The sequence below is a fragment of the Delftia acidovorans SPH-1 genome (assembly GCF_000018665.1).
GTDB lineage: Bacteria > Pseudomonadota > Gammaproteobacteria > Burkholderiales > Burkholderiaceae_C > Comamonas > Comamonas acidovorans.
This window is the reverse complement of record NC_010002.1, coordinates 1415548-1440154: the sequence shown is the minus strand read 5'-3', so window position 1 is coordinate 1440154 and position 24607 is coordinate 1415548. Positions and strand designations below refer to the sequence as shown.

Below are 24607 nucleotides of genomic sequence, written 5' to 3'. Positions count from 1 at the left end.
TTACTGGCGCCAGGGCAGGCCGCGCAGGCGCCAGCCGCCGACATGGCCGCGCTGGCCGCTGGCGTCCACATCGCCCTCGAAGCCTTCGAGGATGTTGTAGGCCTCGATGCCCAGTTGCGCTGCGCGCTGGGCAGCGGCCACCGAGCGCACGCCGCTGCGGCACAGCAGGACCACCTTGCCGCCCTCAGGCACGGCGGCGCGCAGCTGGCTATCGAAATCGGGGTTCATGGCCATGGACGGCCACTGCTTCCAGGCCACGGCCACGGCGCCGGGTACGCGGCCCACCCACTCGCGCTCGGCATCGGTGCGCACGTCCACCAGCGCGGCTTCGCCGGATTGCAGCCATTGCCAGGCAAGTTCGGGAGGAATGTCGCCGGCATAGCCCTGTGCGGGCTGGACGGTCAGGGGAATGGCTGCGGGAACGGGAGCGTTTGCGGACATGGATGGGCTTTCTTGATAGGACGCGGTTGTGTGCCCGGCAAGAATAACCGTCCAGCCCGACTGGCGCCGCCTCGCCGGTGCCCGGATCGCCTACTCCCAGGGCGGCAGCAGCTTGTCACGCAGCACCTGGCGCTGCGCCTCCCAGCCCGGCATCACGCTGGCCACCGTGGCCCAGAAGCGCGGACTGTGGTCCATGTGGCGCAGGTGGGACAGCTCGTGCACGACCACGTAGTCGATGACCTCGGGCGTGTGCTGCATGAGCCGCCAGTTCAGGCGGATGGCCCCTGCGGTGTTGGCGCTGCCCCAGCGCGTGCGCGCGCTGGTCAGGCGCAGGCTGGTCCATTGCACGCCCAGCAGCGGCGCATGGCGCTGCAGGCTGGCCGTGAACCAGGAGCGGGCCTCGCGCAGCATCCAGGCCTGCACGCAGGCGCGCACCTCGGCGGCCGATGCCCCAGGCGCCAGCGGCAGGTGCAGGGACTGGCTGCCGTCGGCCGCCTGTTCACGGTGCACCTGGCGCGTGCGCAGCGGCTGGGTTTCGCCACCGGTCAGGCACAGCTGCAAGGGGCGGCCCAGATAGCCGATCTCTGCGCCGTGCTCCCATCGGATGCGTGCCGCCTGCTGGGCTTGCTGGCGCTGGCCGGCCTCATGCAGCTTGCGCAGTATCCAGCCCGATTTCGCCTCCAGCGCCTGCGCGATGGCAGCCATGTTGACCCAGGCAGGTGCGCTGACCACCAGCCCCTGCGCGCCGATGGTGAAGCCTATGGTGCGTCGGCGCGAGCGCTGCAGCCGGTAATGCAGCACCTGTCCCTGGAGGACCGCCTGCTGGTTGGCCTCCGGGTGGATGCGGGGACTGTGCTCGGGGATGGTGGATGGAGACGGGGCAGATGAAGGAGGAGGCGCGGATGGAGGCTGGGCGGGGGGAGCGGCCCGGTCACGGCGCGGCTTCAGCCCGCCGTCCTGCGTTTGCACGGCAGGTGGCAGCAGCCAATCCCAACTGCGCTGTGCCGGGTTCGCCATGCCGGTCTCCGGCGCCTCAGGCGCGGTAGGCCTCGGGGTCGAGGCGCTGCATTTCGGCCTCGATCCAGTTTTCGACTTCCACCATCAGCTCCTCGTGCTTGCGGCCCACGGAAGGAATGGGCTTGCCGATGGAGACATCCACCACGCCCGGGGTCTTGATGAAGGCCTTGCGCGGCCAGCACTTGGCCGAGGTGACGGCAATGGGCACCACGGGCACGCCGGTCATGATGGCCAGGCGCGTGGCGCCGGTCTTGTACTCGCCGCGTTCGCCGCGCGGGATGCGCGTGCCTTCGGGGAACATGATGACCCAGGTGCCCTGGCCCAACAGGCGCTTGCCCTGCTCGACCACCTTGTGGAAGGCGCGCGAGCCGTGCTTGCGGTCGATGTGGATCATGTCCATGCTGCCGATGGACCAGCCGAAGAAGGGCACCATGAGCAGCTCCTTCTTGAACACATAGGCCAGCGGGCGCGGCATGATCGCCGGCATGAGGAAGGTCTCGTAGGTGGACTGGTGCTTGACCAGCAGCACCACGCCCTGCTTGGGATCGGTGGGCAGGTTCTCCATGCCCTGCACGCGGTGGCGCACGCCCATGATGACGCGGGCGCTGTCCACCGACAGCTTGAGCCAGGCGCGCGCCACGGCATAGACGCGGCGCGGCCCGCCGCCCAGCCAGCGCGTGAGCAGCACGGCCAGGGTGTAGGGGATCACGGTGATGCCCATCCAGAGCATGTGGAGGGTGGAGCGGATCAGGGACATGGCGGCAGTGTGGTGCAGAAAGCGGCGCGGCGGCCGGGCGGCAGGCCCGGGCCTTGCGCCCTCAGGAATCGGAATTCACAAAGATAGCATTGTGCGCAGGACGGCAGGCCGGCGGCGCATGGGCAAAGCGCCGTTCGGGCGTTCAGGCGTTCAGGGAGCGGGTGCGGCATCCGCCGGAACCAGCGCATCGGCCAGCGCGGCCAGGCTGGCATGGCGCTGGGTGCCGGGCGGCAGTCCGGGCGGCAGCGCCCCGTCCAGAGACACTCCGGCGCTGGCTCCCGTGCAGACCAGGTGCAGGCGCGCGCCCATGGCGGCGCCGGCCTGCAGGTGGGCCACGCAGGAACCGATGACCCACAGCTGGTGCCCCTCGACGCCGAAGCGCTCGGCAATCTGCTCGAACAGCGCCGTGCCGGGCTTGCGGCAATGGCATTCTTCGTCCGGCGCATGGGGGCAGTAGAAAACCGCATCGACGCGCGCGCCTGCCGCCGCCATTTCGCGGTGCATGCGCGCGTGCACGGCATTGAGCTCGGTCACGTCGAACAGGCCCCGGCCCAGGCCCGGCTGGTTGGTGGCGACCACCACATGCCAGCCGGCCCGGTTCAGGCGCGCCACGGCTTCCAGCGCCCCGCGCTGGGCCTTCCAGGCCTCGGCAGAGCCGATGAAGCCCTCCTCACCGATTTGGTTGAGGGTTCCGTCACGGTCCAGGATCGCAATTTTCATGGTCGGGTCCCAGGGTGGAAGACGCAGGGCCCGGGCGGCAGATGCCGCCACGGGATCAGGCGGCCAGTCGCGAAAGGTCCGCCACGCGGTTCATGGCTTCGTGCAACGTGGCCAGCAGGCCCAGGCGGTTGGCCTTGAGGGCCGGGTCTTCGGCGTTGACCATCACATGCTCGAAGAAGGCATCGACCGGGGCGCGCAGCGCGGCCAGGGTCTGCAGGCTGGCCGTGTAGTCGCCGGCAGCAAACTGCTGCTGCGCCTTGGGCGCCACCGATTGCAGGGCTGCGTACAGGTCCTTCTCTGCCACCTCGGCCAGCACGGCCGCGTCGACCTGGGCCTGCACGGCCTGGTCGGCCTTCTTGAGGATGTTGCCCACGCGCTTGTTGGCGGCGGCCAGGGCCGGTGCCTCGGGCAGCTCGCCGAAGGCGCGCACGGCTTCCAGGCGCTTTTGCACGTCGGACAGGCGCTGCGGGCGCAGGGCCAGCACGGAGTCCACTTCCTGGGCCGAGAAGCCCTGCTCGCGCAGGTTGCCGGCCAGGCGGTCGTAGATGAAGTCGGCCAGCTGGGGCGTGGCGTCCTCGATCTTGTCGCCGAAGGCCGGCAGCACGCTGACCAGCAGGGTTTCCAGATCCAGCGCCAGGTCTTTCTCGACCAGCATGCGGATCACGCCCAGCGCATGGCGGCGCAGCGCGAACGGGTCGCGGTCGCCCGTGGGCAGGTTGCCGATGCCGAACATGCCGACCAGGGTTTCCAGCTTGTCGGCCAGGGCCACGACCACGCCGGCGTTGCCGCGCGGCAGTTCGTCGCCCGCAAAGCGGGGCTTGTAGTGGTCCTCGATGGCATCGGCCACGGCCACGTCCAGGCCGTCGTTGAGCGCGTAGTAGCGGCCCATGGTGCCCTGCAGCTCGGGGAACTCGCCCACCATGTCGGTCACGAGGTCGGTCTTGGCCAGTTGCGCGGCCAGGTCGGCCTGCTGGGCCAGGCCCGTGTCGCCCAGCTGGCGGGCAATGCTCTTGGCGATGGAGCGCACGCGCTCCACGCGCTCGCCCTGGGTGCCGAGCTTGTTGTGGTAGACCACCTTGCCCAGCCCTTCCACGCGCGAGGCCAGGGTCTTCTTGCGGTCCTGGTCGAAGAAGAACTTGGCGTCGGCCAGGCGCGGGCGCACCACGCGTTCGTTGCCGCCGATGACGGCGCTGGCATCCTGCGGGCTGATGTTGCTGACCACCAGGAACTGGTGGGTCAGCTTGCCGGCGGCGTCCAGCAGCGGGAAGTACTTCTGGTTGGCCTTCATGGTGAGGATCAGGCATTCCTGCGGCACGTCGAGGAATTCCTTCTCGAACTCGCAGACCAGCACATTGGGGCGCTCGACCAGGGCCGTGACTTCGTCCAGCAGGGCCTCGTCCTCGATGGGACGGACACCGCCGCCCAGGCGCTCGGCAGCGGCCTGCAGCTGGCGCGCGATCTCGGCACGGCGCTCGGCGAAGCTGGCGATGACGGCGCCCTCCTCGCGCAGCTGCGCGGCGTAGTCATCGGCGGAGCGGATGACCACGGGATCGACCGCCGCCTCGAAGCGGTGGCCATGCGTGGCCGTGCCGGCCGTCAGGCCCAGGGCCTTGACGCCGATCAGCACCTCGGTGCCGTGCAGCACCACCAGGCCATGGGCCGGGCGCACGAAATGGACACTGCTCCAGCCGTCGGCCAGCTGGTAGCGCATGACCTTGGGGATGGGCAGCTTGGCAATGGCTTCGTCCAGCGCCTTTTGCACGCCGTCGGCCAGCATCACGCCGCGCACGGTGGAGGAGTGGAACAGGGCCTCGGCCTTGCCTTCGCCCTGACGGGTCAGGCCGGCAACGGCTTCTTCGCCGGCACCCAGGGCGGCCAGCTTCTTGATCAGGGCGGGCGTGGGCTTGCCGTCGGCGTCCAGGCCCACGGAGACGGGCATGAGCTTTTGCGACACGGCCTTGTCCTCGGCCTGGGGCAGGACTTCGGTGATGTGGGCGGCCAGGCGGCGCGGCGAGGCATAGGCCGTCAGGCGCGCTTCGCTGGAGGCCAGCAGGCCCTGGGCCTTGAGCTGCTCGAACAGCACGCCGGCAAAGGCGTCGCCCAGCTTTTGCAGCGCCTTCGGGGGCAGCTCTTCGACAAACAGTTCAACAAGAAGATTCGATGCGTTCATGGTCTGGTGTTCTCTCGGTGCAGCGGTGTCCGCCTCAGGCGGCCTTCTTGCCCTGTTGTTCGGCGGCCTTGGCCAGCTCGGCCAGCACTTCGTCGGCATGGGCCTTGGGCGCCATGGGGAAGCCCAGGCGTGCACGGCTGTCCATATAGGCCTTGGCCACGGCGCGGGCCAGGTTGCGGATGCGGCCGATGTAGGCGGCACGCTCCGTCACGCTGATGGCGCCGCGCGCATCGAGCAGGTTGAAGGTGTGGGCGGCCTTGAGCACCTGCTCGTAGGCCGGCAGCGCCAGCTGTTCGCCGATCAGGTGGTTGGCCTGCTTTTCGTAGGCGCCGAAGGCGGTGAACAGGAAGTCGGCGTCCGAATGCTCGAAGTTGTAGGTGGACTGCTCCACCTCGTTTTGGTGGTAGACGTCGCCGTAGCTCAGGCCGTCGGTCCAGGTCAGGTTGTAGACGTTGTCCACGCCCTGCAGGTACATGGCCAGGCGCTCCAGGCCGTAGGTGATCTCGCCCGTGGCGGGCTTGCAGTCGATGCCGCCGACCTGCTGGAAGTAGGTGAACTGCGTCACCTCCATGCCGTTGAGCCAGACTTCCCAGCCCAGGCCCCAGGCGCCCAGCGTGGGGTTCTCCCAGTCGTCCTCGACGAAGCGGATGTCGTTCTTCTTCAGGTCGAACCCCAGGGCTTCGAGCGAGCCCAGGTACAGCTCCAGGATGTTGTCGGGCGCGGGCTTGAGCACCACCTGGAACTGGTAGTAGTGCTGCAGGCGGTTGGGGTTGTCGCCATAGCGGCCGTCCTTGGGGCGGCGGCTGGGCTGCACGTAGGCGGCCTTCCAGGGCTCGGGGCCCAGCGCGCGCAGGAAGGTGGCGGTGTGCGAGGTGCCCGCGCCCACTTCCATGTCATAGGGCTGGAGCAGTGCGCAGCCCTGGTCGGCCCAGTAGGACTGCAGCTTGAGGATGATTTGTTGGAAAGTGAGCATGACTTGTTTCAGGCGTCGCACGCAGGCCGGGGCCGCGCCGGTGAATGAGAGGCGGCTCGCGCCGCGCAAACGACGATTTTAAGGCGCCGCCCGGCCATGCGCCGTGCTGCCGGCCTGCGGCCCCACGGCAGACGCTCCACAGGGCGATCTGCATCAAAAAACGGAGCAGGCGACACATGCCGGCAAAGGCCGTGGCGCGCGAAGACCCGAAGGCCCGCCTTGCACGACGCATCCGGATCATTTTTTGACAATTCACCAGGGCAGCGGCCGGTGACCGTTCGCCACGCCGCCATGCACGCCCCCTAGAATGGCCCATTGACCTTTTTTGTCGTGGACCACCACCGCCCCGGAGCCTGCCATGAACCTGATGAACATCATCACCAAGCAACTGATAGAGATCATCGAGTGGACCGATGACTCGCGCGACACGCTCTCCTACCGCTGGCCCGATGACGACAAGGAAATCAAGAACGGCGCCCAGCTCATCGTGCGCGAGTCGCAGCAGGTGCAGTTCGTCTCGGCCGGCCAGTACGCCGACCTGTTCAGCCCCGGCAAGCACACGCTGACCACGCAGAACATTCCCATCCTGTCCACCATCCAGGGCTGGAAGTACGGCTTCAACTCGCCGTTCAAGTGCGATGTCTACTTCATCAACACGCGCCTGTTCACGGGCAACAAGTGGGGCACCTCCAACCCCGTGATGGTGCGCGACAAGGACTTCGGCGCCGTGCGCCTGCGCGCCTTCGGCACCTATGACTTCCGCATCGTCGAGCCGGCCAAGTTCCTCAAGGAAGTGGCGGGCACGGACCAGAACTTCCGCATCGACGAGTTCGCCGACACCATGCGCTCGCGCATCATCAGCGTGTTCACCGAGTCGCTGGCCAAGGCCCAGGTGCCCGTGCTGGACGTGGCCCAGCGCTATGGCGAGCTGGGCGATGCGCTGCTGCCGCTGATCAATCCGGCCATGACGGACAAGTACGGCCTGGAGATCACCAGCTTCGTGCTGGAGAACGTGTCCGTGCCGCCCGAGGTGGAGCAGGCCATCGACAAGCGCTCCAGCATGACGGCCATCGGCAACCTCAACGACTACGTCAAATACCAGATGGGCCAGGCCATGACCACGGGCGGCGAAGGCGCTGCCGCAGCCACCCTGCCCGCCACCATGGCCATGGGCTTCGGCATGGCGCAGGAGATGATGAAGAGCATGCAAAACGGCGGTGGCGGTGGCGCACCGGCCGGCCAGGGCCAGGCGTCCGATCCGTTCTCGCCCGCTGCCGCACAGGCGGCCCAGGCCCCCGCAGCGCCCGCCGCCGGTGGACTGCAGGTGCTGACCCCGGCGCAGGCGGCCCAGGTGCTGGGTGTGAGCGAGGCCGATGTGCTGGCCGAGATCCAGGCCGGCAACCTCAAGGCGCGCCAGATCGGCAGCCAGTGGCGCATTGCGCAAAGCGCTCTGGACGAGTTCCTCAAGGGCTGAGCGCCCTCGCTTTCTGTTGGCTTGAACCTTCCCGGCGCCAGGCCCTGCCTGGCGCCGTACGCTTTCCAGGACCGATGCCGTGAGCGCGCCCTCCCCCCGTTCTTCTTCCACTCCCGCCTCCGGCTCCGGCTCCTGGGAGGCGGCCGCCGCCGCGCCCGCCATGGTGCGCAAGCACCCCTGCCCCGAATGCGGCGCCAACCTCGAATGGAATGCCCAGGCCCAGGCGCTCAAGTGCCCGTACTGCGGCACCACGGTGCCCTGGAGCGAGGAAACGCGCGAGGAACTGGGCCGCGATGTGGTCGAGCAGGACCTGGCCGAGGCGCTGCGCAACCCCAAGTCCGGCCGGGGCTGGGGTACGGAGGACCGCTACGAGGTCCAGTGCCAGAACTGCCGTGCCATCTCGGTCTTCGTGAACCGCACCGTGGCCCAGCGCTGCGACTTCTGCGGCTCCCCCTCCATCGTCGCCCATGAGGACCAGGGCGATGCCATCACGCCGCAGAGCATCCTGCCCTTCAAGATCAGCGACGGGCAGATCCGCGACCGCATCCGCCAGTGGTACGGCAGCCGCTGGTTCGCGCCCAACCGCCTGAAGTCCGCCGCGCTGACCGACACTCTGCACGGCGTCTACCTGCCCTACTGGACCTTCGACGCCCACGCCAGCGCCGACTGGCAGGCCGAGGCGGGCTTCTACTACTACACCACCGAGTCCTACCGCGACAGCAACGGCAATGTGCAGACGCGCCAGGTGCGCCATGTGCGCTGGGAGCCGGCCGCGGGCAGCCTCGCCCATTTCTTCGACGACGAGCTGGTGCCCGGCACCGTAGGCGTGCACGCCAACCTGCTGCGCCAGGTGGAGCCCTTTCCCACGACCACCGACCTCAAGCCCTACACGCCCGAGTTCGTGCGCGGCTGGACCGTGGAGCGCTACCAGATCGACCTGGGCAAGGCCGCCCAGGTCAACGTGCAGGACATGGACGAGCAGCTGCGCGCCCTGTGCGCGCGCCAGGTGCCCGGCGACACCTACCGCAACCTGCAGATGCAGCGCGAGTACCAGGGCCGCACCTTCAAGCACATCCTCGTGCCGGTCTGGCTGGTAGGCTACACCTACGGCAGCAAGACCTTCCAGATCATCGCCAACGGCTACACGGGCCAGATCGCGGGCGAGCGCCCCTACAGCGCCCTCAAGATCACGCTGGCCGTGCTGGCCACGATCATGGTGCTGGCGCTGCTGTGGGTGATGTTCGGCAAGTAGTAGGCCGGCTACCGCTCACCACGCGCTCCAGACCTCTTCTGCAAGCCCGAAGGCGGTGCTCGCGCCGGAACCTCCGGTGACCGCCACCACACGCGTGGCCTCGTCGGGCGCATGCACCACGCAGGGCGCGTCCTGCGCACTCGGGTAGACGCCCACCCAGCGCTCCACCACCTGCGCATCGCGCAGGTTCAGGGCCTCGTTCATGTGGCGCAGCATCAGCCGGTCCACGGCCTCGCTGGCAAAGGGCTGGGGCGCTGCGCCGTAGTGGTGGGAATCGCCCACCACCAGGCTGCCGTCGGCGCTTTGCACGGCGATCAGGTGGATGCCGTGGGCCAGGCTCTCGCCCTCCTCCCGCTCCAGTTCGGCGCGCAGCGCGGCGGCTTCGGGCAGGGCGCTGTAGCCCTCGTATCTGACCATGCTCAGGTCACCCATGACCGAGCCCTTGAGCCGAAAGCCCGGCTGCGGCCGCACGCGCAGCATCTGCAGCTGGCACAGCTGGATGCGATGCGGCGCCCACAGGCCGGCGAACAGGCCGCCCGGGTCGGCGTTGTTGCAGACCACCACGCGTTCGCCGTGGTAGCTGGCGCGCGTGCTGCGCACCCGGGGCGCGGCCACGTCGAGCACGGCCTCGCCAAAGCGGAAATCCACGCCCATGGCCTGCTCCAGCCACTGCGCCAACCTGGGAATGGCCGTGCGCGACTCCACGCGCAGTTCATGCGGGCTGTAGAGCACGGCGGACAAATCCTCGGTATGCAGTGCAGGATGGCGCTCGGCGGCCTGGGCCGGCGTGAGCAGCTCGCAGCGCTCGCCCATGGCGGTGCTTAGAAAGGCATGGAGCACGGCCTCGGCGCTGGGGCGGCGCGCCGTCAGCCACAGGCCGCGGTGCACGACCTCGATGCCGGCCTGCGGCGCGATCTCGGCCCAGGTGTCGCGCGAGCGCATGGCACGCCGCCAGTGGGCCCCGGCCTGCTGCCCCGTGATGGTCACAAAGCCGAAGTTGCGGATGGAGGCGGAGATGCAGGCCGCGTCGCGCTCGATGACGAGCACGCTGCGGCCACGGCGCGCGGCCGCATAGGCGTGGGCCAGGCCGACAATGCCGGCCCCCACCACGATCAGGTCGTAGTTCTTCATGGGAAAAAACGGAGGGGGGAAGAAAGAAGGGATCAGCGCTGGCGCCAGCGCTGCGTGCGCCGCTGCACCCAGGCATCCAGCGCCGCGATCAGCAGCCGGCCCGTGGCGGCGGTGGCAAAGATCAGCGTGGCCATGGCGGCGGCCGGCGCGGTGTCGCCCGCGTCGTCCATGGCCAGCACGGCCACCGAGGCCAGCGTGGTCTCGGGCGAGTAGAGGAACACCACGGCCGACACCGTGGTCATGGCGTTGACGAAGAAGTAACCGGCCACCTGCATCACTACGGGCATGCACACCGGCAGGTGCACGCGCCACAGCAGCGTCCAGAAGGCCACGCCCAGAGAATCGGCCACGCGCTCGTATTCGGCATCGAGCTGCTGCAGCGCGGCCAGTTGCGTGATGTGCGCCACCGAGAAGAAATGCGCCACCGAGCACAGCACCAGGATGGCCATGCTGCCGTACAGAAAATGCAGCGGATTGCCCTGGGCATTGAAGAACAGGATGTAGCCCAGGCCCAGCGCCAGCCCCGGCACGGCCATGGGCAGCGTGGCCACGGCATGCAGCCACTGGCGCGTGCGTGCCCAGCGCTGGGGCTTGGCCACCAGGTAGGCGGTCACAAAACTCAGCACCGCCCCCACCACCGCCGTGGCCAGCGCCATGGACAGCGAGTTGCCATAGCTGGCCCAGCCGCCGCCGTCCATCATGTCGAAGCGGTAGTTCTTGAACGTCAGCGTGAGGTTGTAGGGCCAGTAGCTGACCAGGGAGGCCAGCACGGCCGTGCCCATGACGGCCAGCAGCGCCAGCGCCACCAGCGCGCAGTACGCAAGCAGCGCGCGGTCCAGCGGCGCATGGGGCTGGGGCACCAGCGGCACGGAGCGCACGCCCATGGTCGCCGCCTGCCGCGCACGCAGATGGCGCTCTGCCGCAAAGGCCAGGCCCGCAGGCACCAGCAGCAGCATGGCCACCACGGCACCCATGGACAGCTTTTGCTGGCCTATGACCTGCTTGTAGATATCGGTGGCCAGCATGGCCGTGTTGCCGCCAATGACCTTGGGCACGCCGAAGTCGGTCACCACGAGCACGAAGACCACGATCCAGGAAATCATCAGCCCGTAGCGGCTGGCTGGCAGCGTGACCTGGCGGAAGCTGCGCCAGCGGCTGGCGCCCAGCGTGGCGGCCGCCTCGTACAGGCGCGCATCGCCCGAGGCCAGCGTGGTGCACAGGATCATCAGCGCATGCGGAAAGGTCCAGAGCACCGAGCCCACGATGATGCCGAAGGGCCCGTAGGCCGAGCCCCCCTGCAGCCAGCCCTTGAGCAGGCCCTGGCTGCCGAACAGGTAGATCAGGCTGATGGCCATGAGCAGCGAAGGCGCCAGCAGCGGCACCAGGGCCAGGCCCCGGAACCAGCGCGCCAGCGGCATGCAGCTGCGCACCACGCCATAGGCGTAGACATAGGCCAGCAGCACGCAGACCGTGCTGCTCACGGCCGACAGCCACAGGCTGTTGAACAGCGATTGCGCCACGCCCGGCATGCGCGCATAGGTGATGAACTGGGCCAGGCCCGTGAAGCGGCCCGCATCGTCCCAGAAACTCCTGCCCAGCAGGCTGGCGACCGGCAGGGCGATGGTGGCCAGCAGCCAGGCCAGTGCGCCCAGCACCAGGGCGCCCAGCCACCAGCGCTCCCAGCCTGCGCTGCGCCCCCGCGGACGCACGGGCCCTGCAGGCGCGCTGCGGCGGGCGGAAACGGAGCGGTCCACCGGCACGGGCACGGGCACGGGCACGGAAATGGCCGTGTCCATGGGATGCGCGCTCATGCGGCCTTCCTCACGTCGGGCGCCGCCAGCGGCTGCAGCGCGGCGGCGGGCAGCTCCATCAGCACCTCGCCCTGCAGCCAGTCGGGCAGGCCCACGTCGTGGCGCAGGGGCCACTGGGCGTCAACCTGGCATTGCAGCGTGGGGCTGAACAGGCGCACCAGGGCCATCGATCCCAGGAAGGAAGTCTCCACCACGCGGGCGCGGAACAGGTTGGCCAATGCCGTGGGCTGGGCCGGGTGCAGCACCACGCTCTCGGGCCGCACGCCCACCAGCAGGGCAGCGCCAGGCTCGAAACCGGCCAGCGCACAGCGCAGGCTGGCCTCGCCGATGCGCACCTGGTCCGCCGATTGGGCCGTGGCCGGCAGCAGGTTCATGCGGCCCACGAAGCCGGCCGCGAACTGGCTCACGGGCCGGGCATAGAGCTGCTCGGGCGAGCCCTGCTGCTCGATGCGGCCCTGGTGCATGAGCACCACGCGGTCGGCCATGGACAAGGCCTCTTCCTGGTCGTGCGTGACCATGATGGAGGCAATCCCCAGCTGGCGCTGCAGCTGGCGGATCTCGCTGCGCAGCTCGGTGCGCACCTGGGCATCGAGCGCGGACAGCGGCTCGTCGAGCAGCAGCAGGCGCGGCCGGGGCGCCAGCGCACGGGCCAGGGCCACGCGCTGCTGCTGGCCGCCGGACAGCTGGGCGGGGTAGCGCTGGGCCTGCGCGCCCAGGCCCACCAGGGACAGCATCTCGGCCACACGCTCGCGCGCCTGCGCCGCAGGCTGCCCGTTCAGCCCGAAGGCCACGTTCTGCGCGGCCGTGAGATTGGGAAACAGCGCATAGCTCTGGAACACCACGCCAAAGCCACGGCGTGCGGCCGGCCAGCGCGTGATGTCATCGCCCTGGAACAGCACCCTGCCCTCGTCAGGCATGTCGATGCCGCAGACGATGCGCAGCAGCGTGGTCTTGCCGCAGCCCGAAGGGCCGAGCAGGCTGACGAACTCGCCCGCCTCCACGTTCAGGTCAATGCCGCGCAGCACCTGCTGCTCGCGGTAGCGCTTGGCGATATGGTCTATGCGCAGCATGGCGTGGCTCCGGCTTACTTTTTCTCTGCCTTGGCTTCGTAGCGACGGCTCCACTCGGCCAGGATGCGGTCACGGTTATCGGCGGCCCAGTTGAAATCGTTCTTCGCCAACCGCTTTTCCAGATCGGCGGGGATGAACTCCAGCTTCTCCTGCGCCTCGGGCAAGGCCAGCACGGCGAAGTTGGCGGCATACAGCTTGTTGGCCTCTGGCGTGACGGCCCAGTCGGCCAGCGCCTTGGCGGCTTCCTGCTTCTTGCTGGTCTTGAGGATGGCCGTGGCCTCCACGTCCCAGCCCAGGCCTTCCTGCGGGAAGACGATGTCGATGGGCGCACCGTCCTTCTTGGTCTTGCTGGCGCGGTACTCGAAGCTCAGGCCCACGGGAAACTCGCCGGCCCCCGCCTGGCGGCAGGGCTTGGAGCCGCTGTGCGTGTACACGCCCATGTTCTGGTGCAGGCCGTCCATGTAGGCCCAGCCCTTTTCCTCGCCCATGATCTGCAGCCAGGCGGCGACCATCAGGTAGCCCGTGCCGCTGGAGGCCGGGTGGGGCATGGTGATCGTGCCCTTGAACTCGGGCCTGACCAGGTCGGCCCAGCTGGCGGGCACCGGCAGCTTGCGCTTGCCGGCCTCCACGGTGTTGAAGCAGATGGCCGAGGACCACAGGTCCATGCCCACCCAGGTCGGCTGCGCGCGCGGATCGCGCATGTTGGCGCGCACCTTGTCCAGGCCCTTGGGCGCGTAGGGCTGCAGCATGCCCTGCTTGTCCAGCAGCATCAGCGAGGTGGCGGCCACGCCCCAGATCACGTCGGCCTGGGGATTGGCCTTCTCGGCCAGCAGGCGGGCCGTGATGATGCCCGTGCTGTCACGCACGAACTTGAGTTCGATCTCGGGATGGGCCTTCTCGAAGCCGCTCTTGTAGGCCTTGATCTGGTCGGCCTCCAGCGCGCTGTAGACCAGCAGCTCGGTCTTGGCTGCGTGGGCCAGGGGTGCGAAGGAGGCGACGGTCAGCGCCGCAGAGGCAATGGCGAGGCGGCGGCCCAGGGAGGCAAGGGTGTGGCGCATGGCGTGGCAGTTCCGTTGTGGGTTCGTGGACAGGTGGCAGGTTCACCACCTCTGACACCCACTTTAGGAAGCGCAGGTGAAACGCCCGTGTCACACAACGGAAATTTGGCGAAGCGGGTATTGGTGGATTTGGGTGCCCCCCCATCGCCCACCCGTCACCCGACCATCACCCTGCCATCCGCCACGCTCCCCGCTTCTTCAGCCGCGCGGCTTGCCCCTGCCTGTGCGCGTTGCCTGGGCGGCCTGGGCCGCCTGGGGCTGCAGCGCATCCAGCAGCCGGTCCTGCAGGCGCGCGCGGTGGGCGAGGTTCTCATCCAGCCGCGCGGCCAGCGCGTCGATGTGCTCGCGCATCAGTTGCTCGGCGCGCGCCATGTCGCCGGCCGCCAGCGCATCGACGATGGCCTCGTGGTCGGCATTGGAGTGCTGGGCCTCGGTCTGCGACTGGTACAGCGCAGACACCAGGGTGGTGCGCGCCGAGAGGTCGGCCATCATGGCCGTGAGAAAGCGGTTGCCCATCTGCTCGGCCAGGCAGACATGGAAGTCGGCCAGCAGCACGCTGCGCTGGCCGGCGTTGTCGGCCTCGGCGATGGCGCCGCGCTCCTGTGCCACATGCTCGCGCAGCGTGCGTATGGCCGCCTGCAGCGGCCGGCCCGCGTCGCGCAGCATGCCGGACTCCAGCACGCGGCGCGCGGCATAGGTTTCCTGGGCTTCCTCGAATGAGGGCTCGACCACGTACCAGCCCTGGCGCGAGCGCACCTCGACGAAGCCGCGCGCCTGCAGCTGCATCAGCGCCTCGCGCACCATGGTGCGGCTCACGCCGAAGACCTCGGCCAGTTCCTTTTCGCCCAGGCGTTCGCCAGGGCGCAGCTTGCGCTCGACGATGGAGCGCATGACACGCTCGGCGATCAAGGCCGGCCCGGTGGCCGGCGCATCCTGTGGCTCGGACATGGCAGCCTCCTCAGGCCGCGGCCGGAATGCGGCGCGGGCGCAGCGTGGCCATCACCCAGTACACGCCGCCGCCGATCAGCACGCCGAAGAACCAGCCGTAGGTGCCCCACCAGACCGGCAGCAGGCTGGTGAAGTTGGGCAGGATGGTGGAGAACACGCTGCCGATGCCTGTGGCGATGAGCGCGTTGACGTTCCAGCCGCCCTCGTAGCGGTACTCGCCATGTTCGTCATACAGCGCGGCAACGTTGATGTTGCCCTTGGCCACCAGGTAGTAGTCCACCAGGATGATGCCCAGCAGCGGCCCCATGGTGGCGCCGATTGCGTTCACGAAGTGGGCAGCGCCGCCCTCCCATGGTGCAAAGGGGTAGAGAGCCAGGGCGATCAGTGCGGCGATGTATCCGCCGCGCTTGAAGTCGATGCGCTTGGGAAACACGTTGGAAATATCGAAGGCCGCCGAGACGAAGTTGGCCACCACGTTGATGCCCAGCGTGGCCACGGCAAAGGTGACGGCGGCCAGCAGGGCCAGCACCCAGCTGTCGAACTTGGCCGAGATCTGCTCGGGGTGCAGCAGCACCTCGCCATAGACCTTGAAGGCCGCAATCGTGGTGATGCCGGCCACCAGCGAGAACGCGATCAGGTTCACGGGCAGGCCCCAGAGGTTGCCCTTGGCGACCGCCTCCTTGTTCTTCGCATAGCGCGAGAAGTCGCAGAAGTTCAGGTACAGCGCCGCAAAGTAGGTGATCCAGGTCGCGCCCACGGCCATCAGCGCCCAGAAGCTGCCCGGCGCGCCGCTCACCCCCGCATCCTTGGTTTTGTCCAGCAGCACATCCATGGGAATGCCGTGGTCGAAGCTGAAGCCGCCGGCCTTCACGCACAGGCCGATGGCCAGCACCAGCATGGCGATCCACACGGCAGGCCCGGCCCAGTCCTGGAATCGCCGCACGGTCTCCATGCCCCTTTGGATGATCAGCAGCTGCAAGGCCCAGATGACCACGTAGCAGATCACCTCCAGCCCCGAATGGCCCAGCCAGTGCGTGGTCTGGTGGAAGGACAGCAGGGCGTCATTGCGCACCAGCAGCGCCACCATGGCGCCCGAGGCGGCCGCCGTCTGCGCGCCATACCAGAAGCAGGCCACGACGGCGCGCACAAGCGCCGCCAGATTCGCCCCCCAGACACCGAACGAGGCACGCGCCAGCACCGGATAGGGCACGCCGGTCTTCTCACCCGCATAGCCCACCAGGTTCATCAGAAAGAAGATGACCAGGGAGCTGATGCCGATGGCGATCAGAAAATTGACGAAGCTGCCGCACAGCAGAAACAGGCTGGCCGCCAGGTAGTAGCCCCAGAGGCTGTGCACGTCCGAAGTCCAGACGTTGAAGATGCTGAAGGCGCCCCAGCGGCGGTCCCTGGTGGGCGCCAGATCTTCGTTGTAGAGACCTGGCGAGGGGTTGCGGATGTCCATTGATGCGCTCCTTGACCACGAGTAATCACTGACACAAGACCAGCCGAAACCCATGATCAGCTGGCACACAAACTGGCACGCAAACTGGTATGCAAGAAGTGTGCCTTTGGGCGCAGGAGTTTTTTCCCGGGACATACCCGGCCACCGCAGGCCTTCAGGCTGCGGCGACATGGTGAAATATGAAGCTGGACCTCCCCTCCCTCCAACCCCGCCATGTTCGTCACGCAGCTCAAGTCCTTTTTCTGGGTCGCCCGCCTTGGCAGCATCACGCAAGCCGCGCGCCAGCTCGCACTGAGCCAGCCCACCGTGACCACCCAGATCCGCGCGCTGGAAGAGCACTACGGCGTGGAGCTGTTCCATCGCCAGGGCGGACGGCTGTCCATCACCGATGCCGGCTTGCGCCTGCTGCCCCAGGTCGAGCAATTGCTGCTGCAGACCATCCAGCTGGAGTCGGCGCTGCGCCATTCGGGCGATGCCAGCCAGGGCCAGCTGCGCATAGGCGCGACGGCGCCCTACTACGTGCTGGACATCGTCAAGCGCTACCAGCGGCGCTTCGAGCGGGTGGAAGTGGCCATCGTGGGCGGCAACTCGCGCCAGATGGTGCAGGCGTTGGTGGACTACCAGGTGGACCTGGCGACCTCATCGCACCTGGAAGGTGATCCGCGCCTGCTGCGCGTGGAGCTGGGCCAGGACCCGCTGGCCCTGCTGGTGCACCGCAGCCACCGGCTGGCGCAGCGCACCATGGTGCAGGCGTCCGATCTGGTGCACGACACGCTGATCCTGCGCGAGCGCGGCTCCATGACGCGCCAGCTCACCGAGCAGATGCTGGCCGCCGCCGGCCTGGCACCGCGCCACATCATGGAAATCGCCAGCCGCGAAGCCATCCGCGAGGCCGTGATCCGCGACATGGGCATCAGCGTCTTCGCCCGGCATGAAGCCTCGGCCCACCCCGACATAGTCGTCCTGCCCTTCGCAGGCCCCGTGCCGCGCCTGCCCGAATACCTGTACTGCCTGCGCGAACGCCGCCAGGCCCGGCTGATCGCCGGCTTTCTGGAGGAAGCCGTGCCGGGCGGTGTGCTGCCGGACCAGATGTGAACCGGCTCAGGCCAGCTCGGCATCCGCCAGCAGCGGCTGCTTGAGGTCCTTGTCCGACAGCGACAGCTCCACATCGAGCTGCGGCCACTGCACACCGATGGCCGGGTCGTCCCAGGCAATGCCGCGATCGGCCTGGGGCGCGTAAAAGGCCGTGGCCTTGTAGAGGAAGTCGGCGCTGTCGCTGAGCACCATGAAGCCGTGAGCGAAGCCCGGCGGCACCCACAGCTGGCGGTGGTTGTCCTCGGTCAGTTCGGCGCCCACCCATTGGCCGAAGGTCGGCGAGCCCTTACGGATGTCCACGGCCACGTCGAACACGGCGCCGCGCACCACGCGCACGAGTTTGCCCTGGGCATGGGGCGGCAGTTGGTAGTGCAGGCCGCGCAGCACGCCCTTCTTGCTGCGGCTGTGGTTGTCCTGCACGAACTGGTGGTCCGTGCCGGTGGCCTGGTTGAAGGCCTGCTGGTTGAAGCTTTCGAGGAAAAAGCCGCGATCGTCACCAAACACCTTGGGCTCGATCAGCATCACCTCGGGGATGGCCTGGGGTGTTGCCTTCATGCGTGCACCTTTTCCTTGAGGATCTGCAGCAGGTACTGGCCGTAGCCATTCTTGGCCAAGGCCTGGCCCAGCGTCTCGAGCTGGGCGCGATCTATCCAGCCCTGGCGGAAGGCGATCTCCTCGGGGCATGACACCTTCAGGCCCTGGCGCTGCTGCAGCGTGGCGATGAACTGGCCTGCCTCCAGCAGGCTGTCGTGCGTGCCCGTGTCCAGCCAGGCATAGCCACGGCCCATGAGCTCCACATTGAGCTGGCCCTTGTCCAGATACAGGCGGTTGAGGTCGGTGATTTCCAGCTCGCCGCGCGCCGAGGGCTTGATGGACTTGGCCAGCTCAACGACCTGGTTGTCGTAGAAATACAGGCCCGTGACCGCGTAGTTGCTTCTGGGCTGCTTGGGCTTTTCCTCCAGGGAAAGAACCCGGCCCTGGGCATCGAACTCGGCCACGCCATAGCGTTCCGGGTCCTGCACATGGTAGGCAAACACCGTGGCGCCTTCGCTGCGCGCGTCAGCGCGTTCGAGCAGGCGGGGGAAATCGTGACCGTAGTAGATGTTGTCGCCCAGCACCAGGGCGCTGGGTGCACCTGCCAGGAAATCCTCGGCAATCAGAAAGGCCTGTGCCAGGCCGTCCGGGCTGGGCTGGACTGCATATTCGAGCTTCAGGCCCCACTGCGAACCATCGCCCAGCAACTGCTCGAAGCGCGGCGTGTCCTGCGGCGTGCTGATCACGAGGATCTCGCGGATGCCCGCGAGCATGAGGGCGCTCAGCGGGTAGTAGATCATGGGCTTGTCGTAGACCGGCAGCAGTTGCTTGCTGATGGCCAGCGTGGCCGGGTGCAGGCGGGTGCCGGAGCCGCCCGCGAGGATGATGCCTTTGCGTGTCTGGTTCATGTCCTGGATCCTGGGGTTCTTGCTGAAGCGCGCAGCCACGCTCAGATGATTTCCTGCAGCATGCGGTCCACGCCGGCTTGCCAGTGGGGCAGGCGCAGGCCGAAGGTCTGCTGCAGCCGCTCGGTGTTCAGGCGGGAATTGTGCGGACGCTGCGCCGGGGTGGGAAAGGCGCTGGTGGGCACGGCAGCTATGCGCTGCACCATCCAGGGGTGTTCGGGCGCGAGTTCGCGCGCCTTGGCGATCACATGGTCGGCGTAGGCATGCCAGGTGGTCTCGCCACCGGCCACCAGGTGATACAGACCCTGGTCGCCGGGTTGGCGCTGCAGCTGGCGAATGGCATGGGCCGTGACGTCGGCGATGAGGTCCGCGCCCGTCGGTGCGCCCCATTGGTCGTCGATCACGCTCAGCGCCTCACGCTCCTGGGCCAGGCGCAGCATGGTCTTGGCGAAGTTGCCGCCGCGCGCCGCATAGACCCAGCTGGTGCGAAAGATCAGGTGGCGGCAGCCCGAAGCCTGGATCAATTGCTCGCCTTCGAGCTTGCTGCTGCCATAGACGGACAGCGGCGCCGTGGCCTCGGTCTCCGTGCGCGCGGCGCTGCCGCTGCCGTCGAAGACATAGTCCGTGCTGTAGTGCACCAGCAGCGCACCGATCTGCGCCGCCTCGCGGGCCAGCACCTGGGGAGCCAGCGCGTTGAGCAGCCGCGCCTGGTCAGGCTCGCTTTCGGCCTTGTCCACGGCCGTGTGGGCGGCGGCATTGACGATGACATCGGGGCGCAGAGCGCGCACGGTGCGTGCAAGCTCATCGAGGCGCGAGAGATCGCCGCACAGGCCCTGGCCACCGGCGTCGCCCTGGCGGTCCAGCGCAATCAGTTCGCCCAGTGGCGCCAGGCTGCGCTGCAGCTCCCAGCCCACCTGGCCATTGCGGCCCAGCAGCAGCAGCTTCATGCACCGGCTCCGTCGGTGTACTGGCGGCTGACCCATTCGCGGTAGGCACCGGACTGCACATCGGCCACCCATTCGGGGTTGTCCAGGTACCACTGCACGGTCTTGCGGATACCGGTCTCGAAGGTCTCGGCAGGCTTCCAGCCCAGTTCGCGTTCGAGCTTGCGCGCGTCGATGGCATAGCGCCGGTCATGGCCGGGGCGGTCCTTTACATAGGTGATCTGTGCGCTGTAGCTGGTGCCATCGGCCTTGGGACGCAGCTCGTCGAGCAGCGCGCAGACCGTGTTCACGATCTCCACGTTGGGCTTCTCGTTCCAGCCGCCCACGTTGTAGGTGTCGCCCAGCCTGCCGGCCTCCAGCACGCGGCGGATGGCGCTGCAGTGGTCGCGCACATAGAGCCAGTCGCGCACCTGCATGCCGTCGCCATAGATGGGCAGCGGCTTGCCGGCCAGGGCGTTGACGATCATCAGCGGGATCAGCTTCTCGGGAAAATGCAGCGGGCCGTAGTTGTTGCTGCAGTTGGTCGTCAGCACGGGCAGGCCGTAGGTGTGGTGCCAGGCGCGCACCAGGTGGTCGCTGGCGGCCTTGCTGGCCGAGTACGGGCTGTTGGGCTCGTAGAGGTGGTCTTCGGTGAAGGCCGGTGCCGCAGGCGCCAGGCTGCCGTAGACCTCGTCGGTGGACACATGCAGGAAGCGGAAGGCCGCCTTGGCCTCGGCATCCAGCGCGCTCCAGTAGCCACGCACCGCTTCGAGCAGGCGGAAGGTGCCGACCACGTTGGTCTGGATGAAGTCCTCGGGGCCGTGGATGGATCGGTCCACATGGCTCTCGGCCGCGAAGTTGACCACGGCGCGCGGCCTGTGCTCGGCCAGCAGTCGGGCCAGGGTCTGGCCGTCGCCGATGTCGGCCTGCACGAAGACATGGCGCGCATCGCCTTGCAGGCTCTCCAGGCTTTTGAGGTTGCCGGCGTAGGTGAGCTTGTCCACGTTGAGCACCGGCTCATCGCCGGCAGCCAGCCAGTCCAGCACGAAATTGGCGCCGATGAAGCCAGCGCCGCCTGTGACAAGAATCATGGTTCAACCTTGCAAAATTTCATTGTTCTTGGGGCGGGGATCCGGCAGCAGCATGGGGTGCTGCCTCCCGCGCGACCTGGGCATTGTCGGCGCTCGCCAGTAAAAAAGCCCGCAGGAGGCGGGCTTTTTCCTTCAGGACACGCCTTTTACACACCAGGGCGTGTTCACTGGCCCTGCCAGCGGCGCAGCACCAGCGAGGCGTTCGTGCCACCGAAGCCGAAGCTGTTGGACAGCACGGTGTTCAACTGGGCATCGCGCGTGCGGGTGACCAGGGGCATGTCGCCCAGTGCTGGATCGGGCGTGTCCACGTTGACCGAGCCTGCGATGAAGCCCTTGTTCATCATGATCATGCAGTAGATGGCTTCCTGCACGCCGGTCGCGCCCAGCGAGTGGCCGGTCAGCGACTTGGTGGAGGAGAACGGCGGCACCTGGTCGCCGAACAGCGCGCGCATGGCGCGCACTTCCTGCATGTCGCCCACAGGCGTGGAGGTGCCGTGGGTGTTGATGTAGTCCACGCCGCCTTCGATGCCTTCAAGGGCCTGCTGCATGCAGGCGATGGCTCCGTCGCCCGAGGGCGCGACCATGTCCTCGCCATCGCTGGTGGCGCCAAAGCCCACGACTTCGGCCAGGATGTTCGCACCCCGGGCCTGGGCGTGCTCCAGGCTTTCCAGCACCACGGCACCGCCGCCGCCTGCGATCACGAAACCGTCGCGGTTGGCGTCATAGGCGCGCGAAGCCTTTTCGGGCTGGTCGTTGTGCTTGCTGGACATGGCACCCATGCCGTCGAACAGCAGGGCCATGCCCCAGGACAGCTCTTCGCCGCCACCGGCAAACATCACGTCCTGCATGCCCCAGGCAATCTGCTGTGCCGCCGCACCGATGCAGTGCGCCGAGGTGGAGCAGGCCGAGGTGATGGAGTAGTTGATGCCCTTGACCTTGAAATTGGTCGCCAGGCAGGCCGACACCGTGGAGCTCATGCAGCGCGTGACCTGGTAGGGACCGACGCGGCGAATGCCCTTCTCGCGCAATGTGTCAGCCGCCTCGATCTGGTTGGCCGGCGAGCCGCCGCCCGAGCCCATGATCAGGCCCGTGCGCGGATGGCTGACCTGCTCGGGTGCCAGGCCCGCCTGGGCGATGGCATCTTCCAGCGCGATCTGCGCATAGGCTGCCGCATCGCCCATGAAGCGCAGCTGCTTGCGATCGATCCTTGCCTCGACGTCGATCTCCGGCACACCGGCCACCTGGCTGCGCATGCCCAGTTCGGTGAACTTCGGCATGGCCTTGATGCCCGTGCGGCCCTCGCGCAGCGAGGTCTCCACGGTATCGAGGTCGTTGCCGATGCACGAGACAATGCCCGCGCCGGTGATGACTACGCGACGTTTGGTCATGCTGCCGTTCCCTGGCCTTCACCCTCGCGCAGGAACAGACCCACGCGCAGGTCATTGGCCACGTAGATTTCCTTGCCATCGGCCAGCAGGCGTGCATCGCCGATGGCCATGTTGAGCTTGCGCTTGATCACGCGCTTGATGTTGATTTCGTAGGTCACCAGCTTGACGTCAGGACCCACTTCGCCCGTGAACTTGACCTCGCCGGCGCCCAGGGCGCGGCCACGGCCGGGAAGGCGCAGCCAGGTCAGGTAAAAACCGATCAACTGCCACATGGCGTCCAGGCCCAGACAGCCGGGCATGACGGGATCGCCCCGGAAATGGCAATCGAAGAACCAGAGATCAGGCTTGATGTCGAGCTCGGCGACGATCTTGCCCAGGCCGTGGGCGCCACCATCGGTGTCGATGTGCGTTATGCGGTCGAACATCAACATGGGAGGCAGGGGAAGACGTCCGCTGTCTGCGGAAAACAGCTTGCCTTCGCCCGAAGCGATCAGTTGCTCATACGAAAAAGAATCGGCCATTGTCTAACTTGCTCCACGGCGGCACTGACGCCACCTCTATCTCTGAATGGGTGCGGCCCGCAGCGGACCATGCAGCCGCGCATTATCGGGGTTGAACGTTGCCAGACTGCAACAAAACCCCGAGGCCGCATCAAAACTCTGCCACAAAAGCCACGCCGACCCAGGTCGCGGGCCTTGGCTACAGCCCCTGGACCGGCCGCTTGCGGCGCCTGATCCACGCCACCGCCAGCACCGCCAAGGCAGCCAGGCACAGCGGCACCAGACCTGCCGCGTGCACCCAGCGCGCGAATGGCGTCAAGGCCTCGCGCCCCTGCACGCTGGCCTGCAGCACGGCGCGCTCGTAAGGCACCAGCGCCTGCGTGACCACACCCCGGTGGTCGATGGCAACCGTGGCGCCGGTGTTGGTGGCGCGCAGCATGGGGCGCTCGAATTCCAGCGCGCGCATGCGGCTGATGGCCAGATGCTGGTCGATGGCCACGCTGTCGCCAAACCATCCGATGTTGCTGAAATTCACCAGCACCGTCGGCGCCGTCGCCGCGTTGCCAAAATGCGCCCCCAGCTCCTCGCCAAACAAATCCTCGTAACAGATGTTGGGCGACAGACGCTCGCCGGCCCAGGCCATGGAGGGCTGGCCCAGCGCGCCGCGGTTGAAGTCGCCCAGCGGTATGTTCATCATCTGCGTGAACCAGCGAAACAGCGGCGGGATGAACTCCCCGAAGGGCACCAGATGGTGCTTGTCGTATTGGTAGTCCTGGATCTGGCCGGGCTGCCAGCCCACGACCGAGTTCGTGTAACCGGCCTCTTCCGACCCCAGGGGAATGCCCAGCAGCGCTGCCTGCCGGCCGTCCTTCTTCAGATACGGTTCGCGCAGCAGGTCCAGGTATTCCTCGGGCAATTGCTGGGGCAGCAGGGGAACGGCCGTCTCAGGCGCCACGACCAGTTGCGCGGTGGCCGCGCGCAGCTCGCGCCCGTACCAGCCCAGCGCCAGCGGAATGCCGCTGCCGGCCTCGAATTTCTCATCCTGCGGGATATTGCCCTGCAGCAAGGCCACGCTCAGCGCCGGCCGTTCGGCCGACGGTGCATTGATGGCGGCATCGCGAAGCCACCACAGCCCGCCCCAGGCCAGGACCAGCGCCGCGGCAGTGGCCACCAGGCGGACGGGCCGGAGACCCTGTCTGTCCAGCAAGGCAGCCAGCCCATACGCCAGCCCATATGCCAGCCAGGCCGCCACGGCCCCCGTGCCATAGACGCCAATCCAGCGCGGCAGCACGGACAAGGGGCCTTCCACATGGGCATAACCGCCCGCGCCCCAGGGAAAGCCGGTCCACAGCCAGCCACGCGCCAGCTCGGCCAGCAGCCAGACGGCGGAAAACAGCAGCGCGCCACCCGCCGCACCAGCAGGGCGCAGCCTTTGCCAGCCCCAGGCTGCCACCGCGTAGTAGCTGCCCAGAAACGCCGCAAGCGCCAGCACGGCGGCAACGGCCAGCGGCGCAGGCAGGCCGCCGTAGACATGCATGGAGATGAACAGCCACCAGAAGGTGGCCACCAGCCAGGCCGTGGCGAAGAGCATGGCACGCCCTGCCGCTTGGGCCGGACGCTGCGCCGTCTGCAGGGCGCGCGCCAGCACGGCCAGCGACAGAATCTGCAGCCACCACAGCGGGCGGCCATAGCCGCCGATGAGGCTCAGCGGCCCGTCACCTTGCCCGCGCGCCCAGGGCCAGGCCAGTGACAGGGCCTGCGCTGCACCGGCCACAAGCAGCAGCACGCCATGGGCGAACCGGCCCATGCGCCGGCCGTCTTGCGAGAAAGCGGAAGAACTGGACAGGGGCATCGGCCGGTTGTGCGCAAAAAGAGGTAGGTCTCGGG

Annotated in this window: 22 protein-coding genes; 3 read left to right on the top strand and 19 right to left on the bottom strand. The window is 67.9% G+C overall.

Going from position 1 to position 24607, the window contains the following annotated elements:
• From DACI_RS06540 to glyQ, 6 genes are all read right to left on the bottom strand, one after another.
• The gene (locus DACI_RS06540; protein WP_012203223.1) at positions 1–441 is read right to left on the bottom strand and encodes a rhodanese-like domain-containing protein; all 441 of its coding nucleotides are present in this window, start codon (positions 439–441) and stop codon (positions 1–3) included.
• Positions 442–531: 90 nt separating this feature from the next.
• Positions 532–1458, bottom strand: a complete 927-nt coding sequence (locus DACI_RS06535; protein ID WP_012203222.1) for a M48 family metallopeptidase — start codon at positions 1456–1458, stop codon at positions 532–534.
• A gap of 16 nt (positions 1459–1474) precedes the next feature.
• Positions 1475–2215 carry a lysophospholipid acyltransferase family protein gene (locus DACI_RS06530; protein WP_012203221.1) on the bottom strand — a complete coding sequence of 247 codons (741 nt, stop codon included), beginning with the start codon at positions 2213–2215 and terminating at the stop codon, positions 1475–1477.
• Positions 2216–2365: 150 nt separating this feature from the next.
• The gene (locus DACI_RS06525) at positions 2366–2935 is read right to left on the bottom strand and encodes a D-glycero-alpha-D-manno-heptose-1,7-bisphosphate 7-phosphatase (protein WP_012203220.1); all 570 of its coding nucleotides are present in this window, start codon (positions 2933–2935) and stop codon (positions 2366–2368) included.
• A gap of 55 nt (positions 2936–2990) precedes the next feature.
• Positions 2991–5105 carry a glycine--tRNA ligase subunit beta gene (glyS, locus tag DACI_RS06520; protein ID WP_012203219.1) on the bottom strand — a complete coding sequence of 705 codons (2115 nt, stop codon included), beginning with the start codon at positions 5103–5105 and terminating at the stop codon, positions 2991–2993.
• Between the two features lie 34 nt (positions 5106–5139).
• On the bottom strand, positions 5140–6078 hold the full coding sequence (gene glyQ, locus DACI_RS06515; protein WP_012203218.1) for a glycine--tRNA ligase subunit alpha: 939 nt from the start codon (positions 6076–6078) through the stop codon (positions 5140–5142).
• A 358-nt stretch (positions 6079–6436) separates the two neighbouring features.
• Between glyQ and DACI_RS06510 the strand changes: the two genes are divergently transcribed.
• Both DACI_RS06510 and DACI_RS06505 read left to right on the top strand, forming a co-directional pair.
• On the top strand, positions 6437–7552 hold the full coding sequence (locus tag DACI_RS06510; protein ID WP_012203217.1) for an SPFH and helix-turn-helix domain-containing protein: 1116 nt from the start codon (positions 6437–6439) through the stop codon (positions 7550–7552).
• 79 nt (positions 7553–7631) lie between these two features.
• Entirely contained in the window at positions 7632–8804 is a 1173-nt protein-coding gene (locus tag DACI_RS06505; RefSeq protein WP_012203216.1) for a zinc ribbon domain-containing protein, read from the top strand.
• A 15-nt stretch (positions 8805–8819) separates the two neighbouring features.
• On the opposite strand, the gene DACI_RS06500 is transcribed toward DACI_RS06505, so the two are convergent.
• The 6 genes from DACI_RS06500 to DACI_RS06475 all read right to left on the bottom strand — a co-directional run bounded on the left by DACI_RS06500 (position 8820) and on the right by DACI_RS06475 (position 16284).
• Positions 8820–9935 (bottom strand): TIGR03364 family FAD-dependent oxidoreductase, encoded by a 1116-nt coding sequence (locus tag DACI_RS06500; RefSeq protein ID WP_012203215.1) that lies wholly within the window; start codon positions 9933–9935, stop codon positions 8820–8822.
• Positions 9936–9967: 32 nt separating this feature from the next.
• A complete protein-coding gene (locus DACI_RS06495) occupies positions 9968–11746 on the bottom strand; it encodes a putative 2-aminoethylphosphonate ABC transporter permease subunit (protein ID WP_012203214.1) in 1779 nt (592 codons plus the stop codon).
• Complete coding sequence (locus DACI_RS06490) at positions 11743–12816, bottom strand: ABC transporter ATP-binding protein (RefSeq protein ID WP_012203213.1); 1074 nt, start codon at positions 12814–12816, stop codon at positions 11743–11745. Before DACI_RS06490 ends, DACI_RS06495 begins: the two co-directional genes overlap by 4 nt.
• Before the next feature lie 14 nt (positions 12817–12830).
• Positions 12831–13874: a putative 2-aminoethylphosphonate ABC transporter substrate-binding protein gene (locus tag DACI_RS06485; protein WP_012203212.1), complete on the bottom strand. Its 1044-nt coding sequence runs from the start codon at positions 13872–13874 to the stop codon at positions 12831–12833.
• Positions 13875–14072: 198 nt separating this feature from the next.
• The gene (locus DACI_RS06480) at positions 14073–14822 is read right to left on the bottom strand and encodes a GntR family transcriptional regulator (protein WP_012203211.1); all 750 of its coding nucleotides are present in this window, start codon (positions 14820–14822) and stop codon (positions 14073–14075) included.
• Positions 14823–14832: 10 nt separating this feature from the next.
• Complete coding sequence (locus DACI_RS06475; RefSeq protein WP_012203210.1) at positions 14833–16284, bottom strand: NCS1 family nucleobase:cation symporter-1; 1452 nt, start codon at positions 16282–16284, stop codon at positions 14833–14835.
• A gap of 213 nt (positions 16285–16497) precedes the next feature.
• On the opposite strand from DACI_RS06475, the gene DACI_RS06470 reads away from it, so the two are divergent.
• Entirely contained in the window at positions 16498–17379 is an 882-nt protein-coding gene (locus tag DACI_RS06470; protein WP_012203209.1) for a LysR substrate-binding domain-containing protein, read from the top strand.
• Between the two features lie 6 nt (positions 17380–17385).
• Here DACI_RS06470 and rfbC read toward each other — a convergent pair whose 3' ends face one another.
• The 7 genes from rfbC to lnt form a co-directional block, all read right to left on the bottom strand.
• A complete protein-coding gene (gene rfbC, locus DACI_RS06465) occupies positions 17386–17934 on the bottom strand; it encodes a dTDP-4-dehydrorhamnose 3,5-epimerase (protein WP_012203208.1) in 549 nt (182 codons plus the stop codon).
• The gene (gene rfbA, locus DACI_RS06460) at positions 17931–18821 is read right to left on the bottom strand and encodes a glucose-1-phosphate thymidylyltransferase RfbA (protein WP_012203207.1); all 891 of its coding nucleotides are present in this window, start codon (positions 18819–18821) and stop codon (positions 17931–17933) included. The genes rfbC and rfbA overlap by 4 nt, the downstream gene beginning before the upstream one ends.
• A gap of 41 nt (positions 18822–18862) precedes the next feature.
• A complete protein-coding gene (gene rfbD, locus DACI_RS06455; protein ID WP_012203206.1) occupies positions 18863–19765 on the bottom strand; it encodes a dTDP-4-dehydrorhamnose reductase in 903 nt (300 codons plus the stop codon).
• Entirely contained in the window at positions 19762–20832 is a 1071-nt protein-coding gene (gene rfbB / locus DACI_RS06450) for a dTDP-glucose 4,6-dehydratase (protein WP_012203205.1), read from the bottom strand. The genes rfbD and rfbB overlap by 4 nt, the downstream gene beginning before the upstream one ends.
• A 164-nt stretch (positions 20833–20996) precedes the next feature.
• Positions 20997–22220 carry a beta-ketoacyl-ACP synthase I gene (gene fabB, locus DACI_RS06445; RefSeq protein ID WP_012203204.1) on the bottom strand — a complete coding sequence of 408 codons (1224 nt, stop codon included), beginning with the start codon at positions 22218–22220 and terminating at the stop codon, positions 20997–20999.
• Complete coding sequence (fabA, locus tag DACI_RS06440) at positions 22217–22741, bottom strand: bifunctional 3-hydroxydecanoyl-ACP dehydratase/trans-2-decenoyl-ACP isomerase (protein WP_012203203.1); 525 nt, start codon at positions 22739–22741, stop codon at positions 22217–22219. Before fabA ends, fabB begins: the two co-directional genes overlap by 4 nt.
• Positions 22742–22919: 178 nt before the next feature.
• Positions 22920–24572 carry an apolipoprotein N-acyltransferase gene (gene lnt / locus DACI_RS06435; protein WP_012203202.1) on the bottom strand — a complete coding sequence of 551 codons (1653 nt, stop codon included), beginning with the start codon at positions 24570–24572 and terminating at the stop codon, positions 22920–22922.
• Positions 24573–24607: the final 35 nt, after the last annotated feature.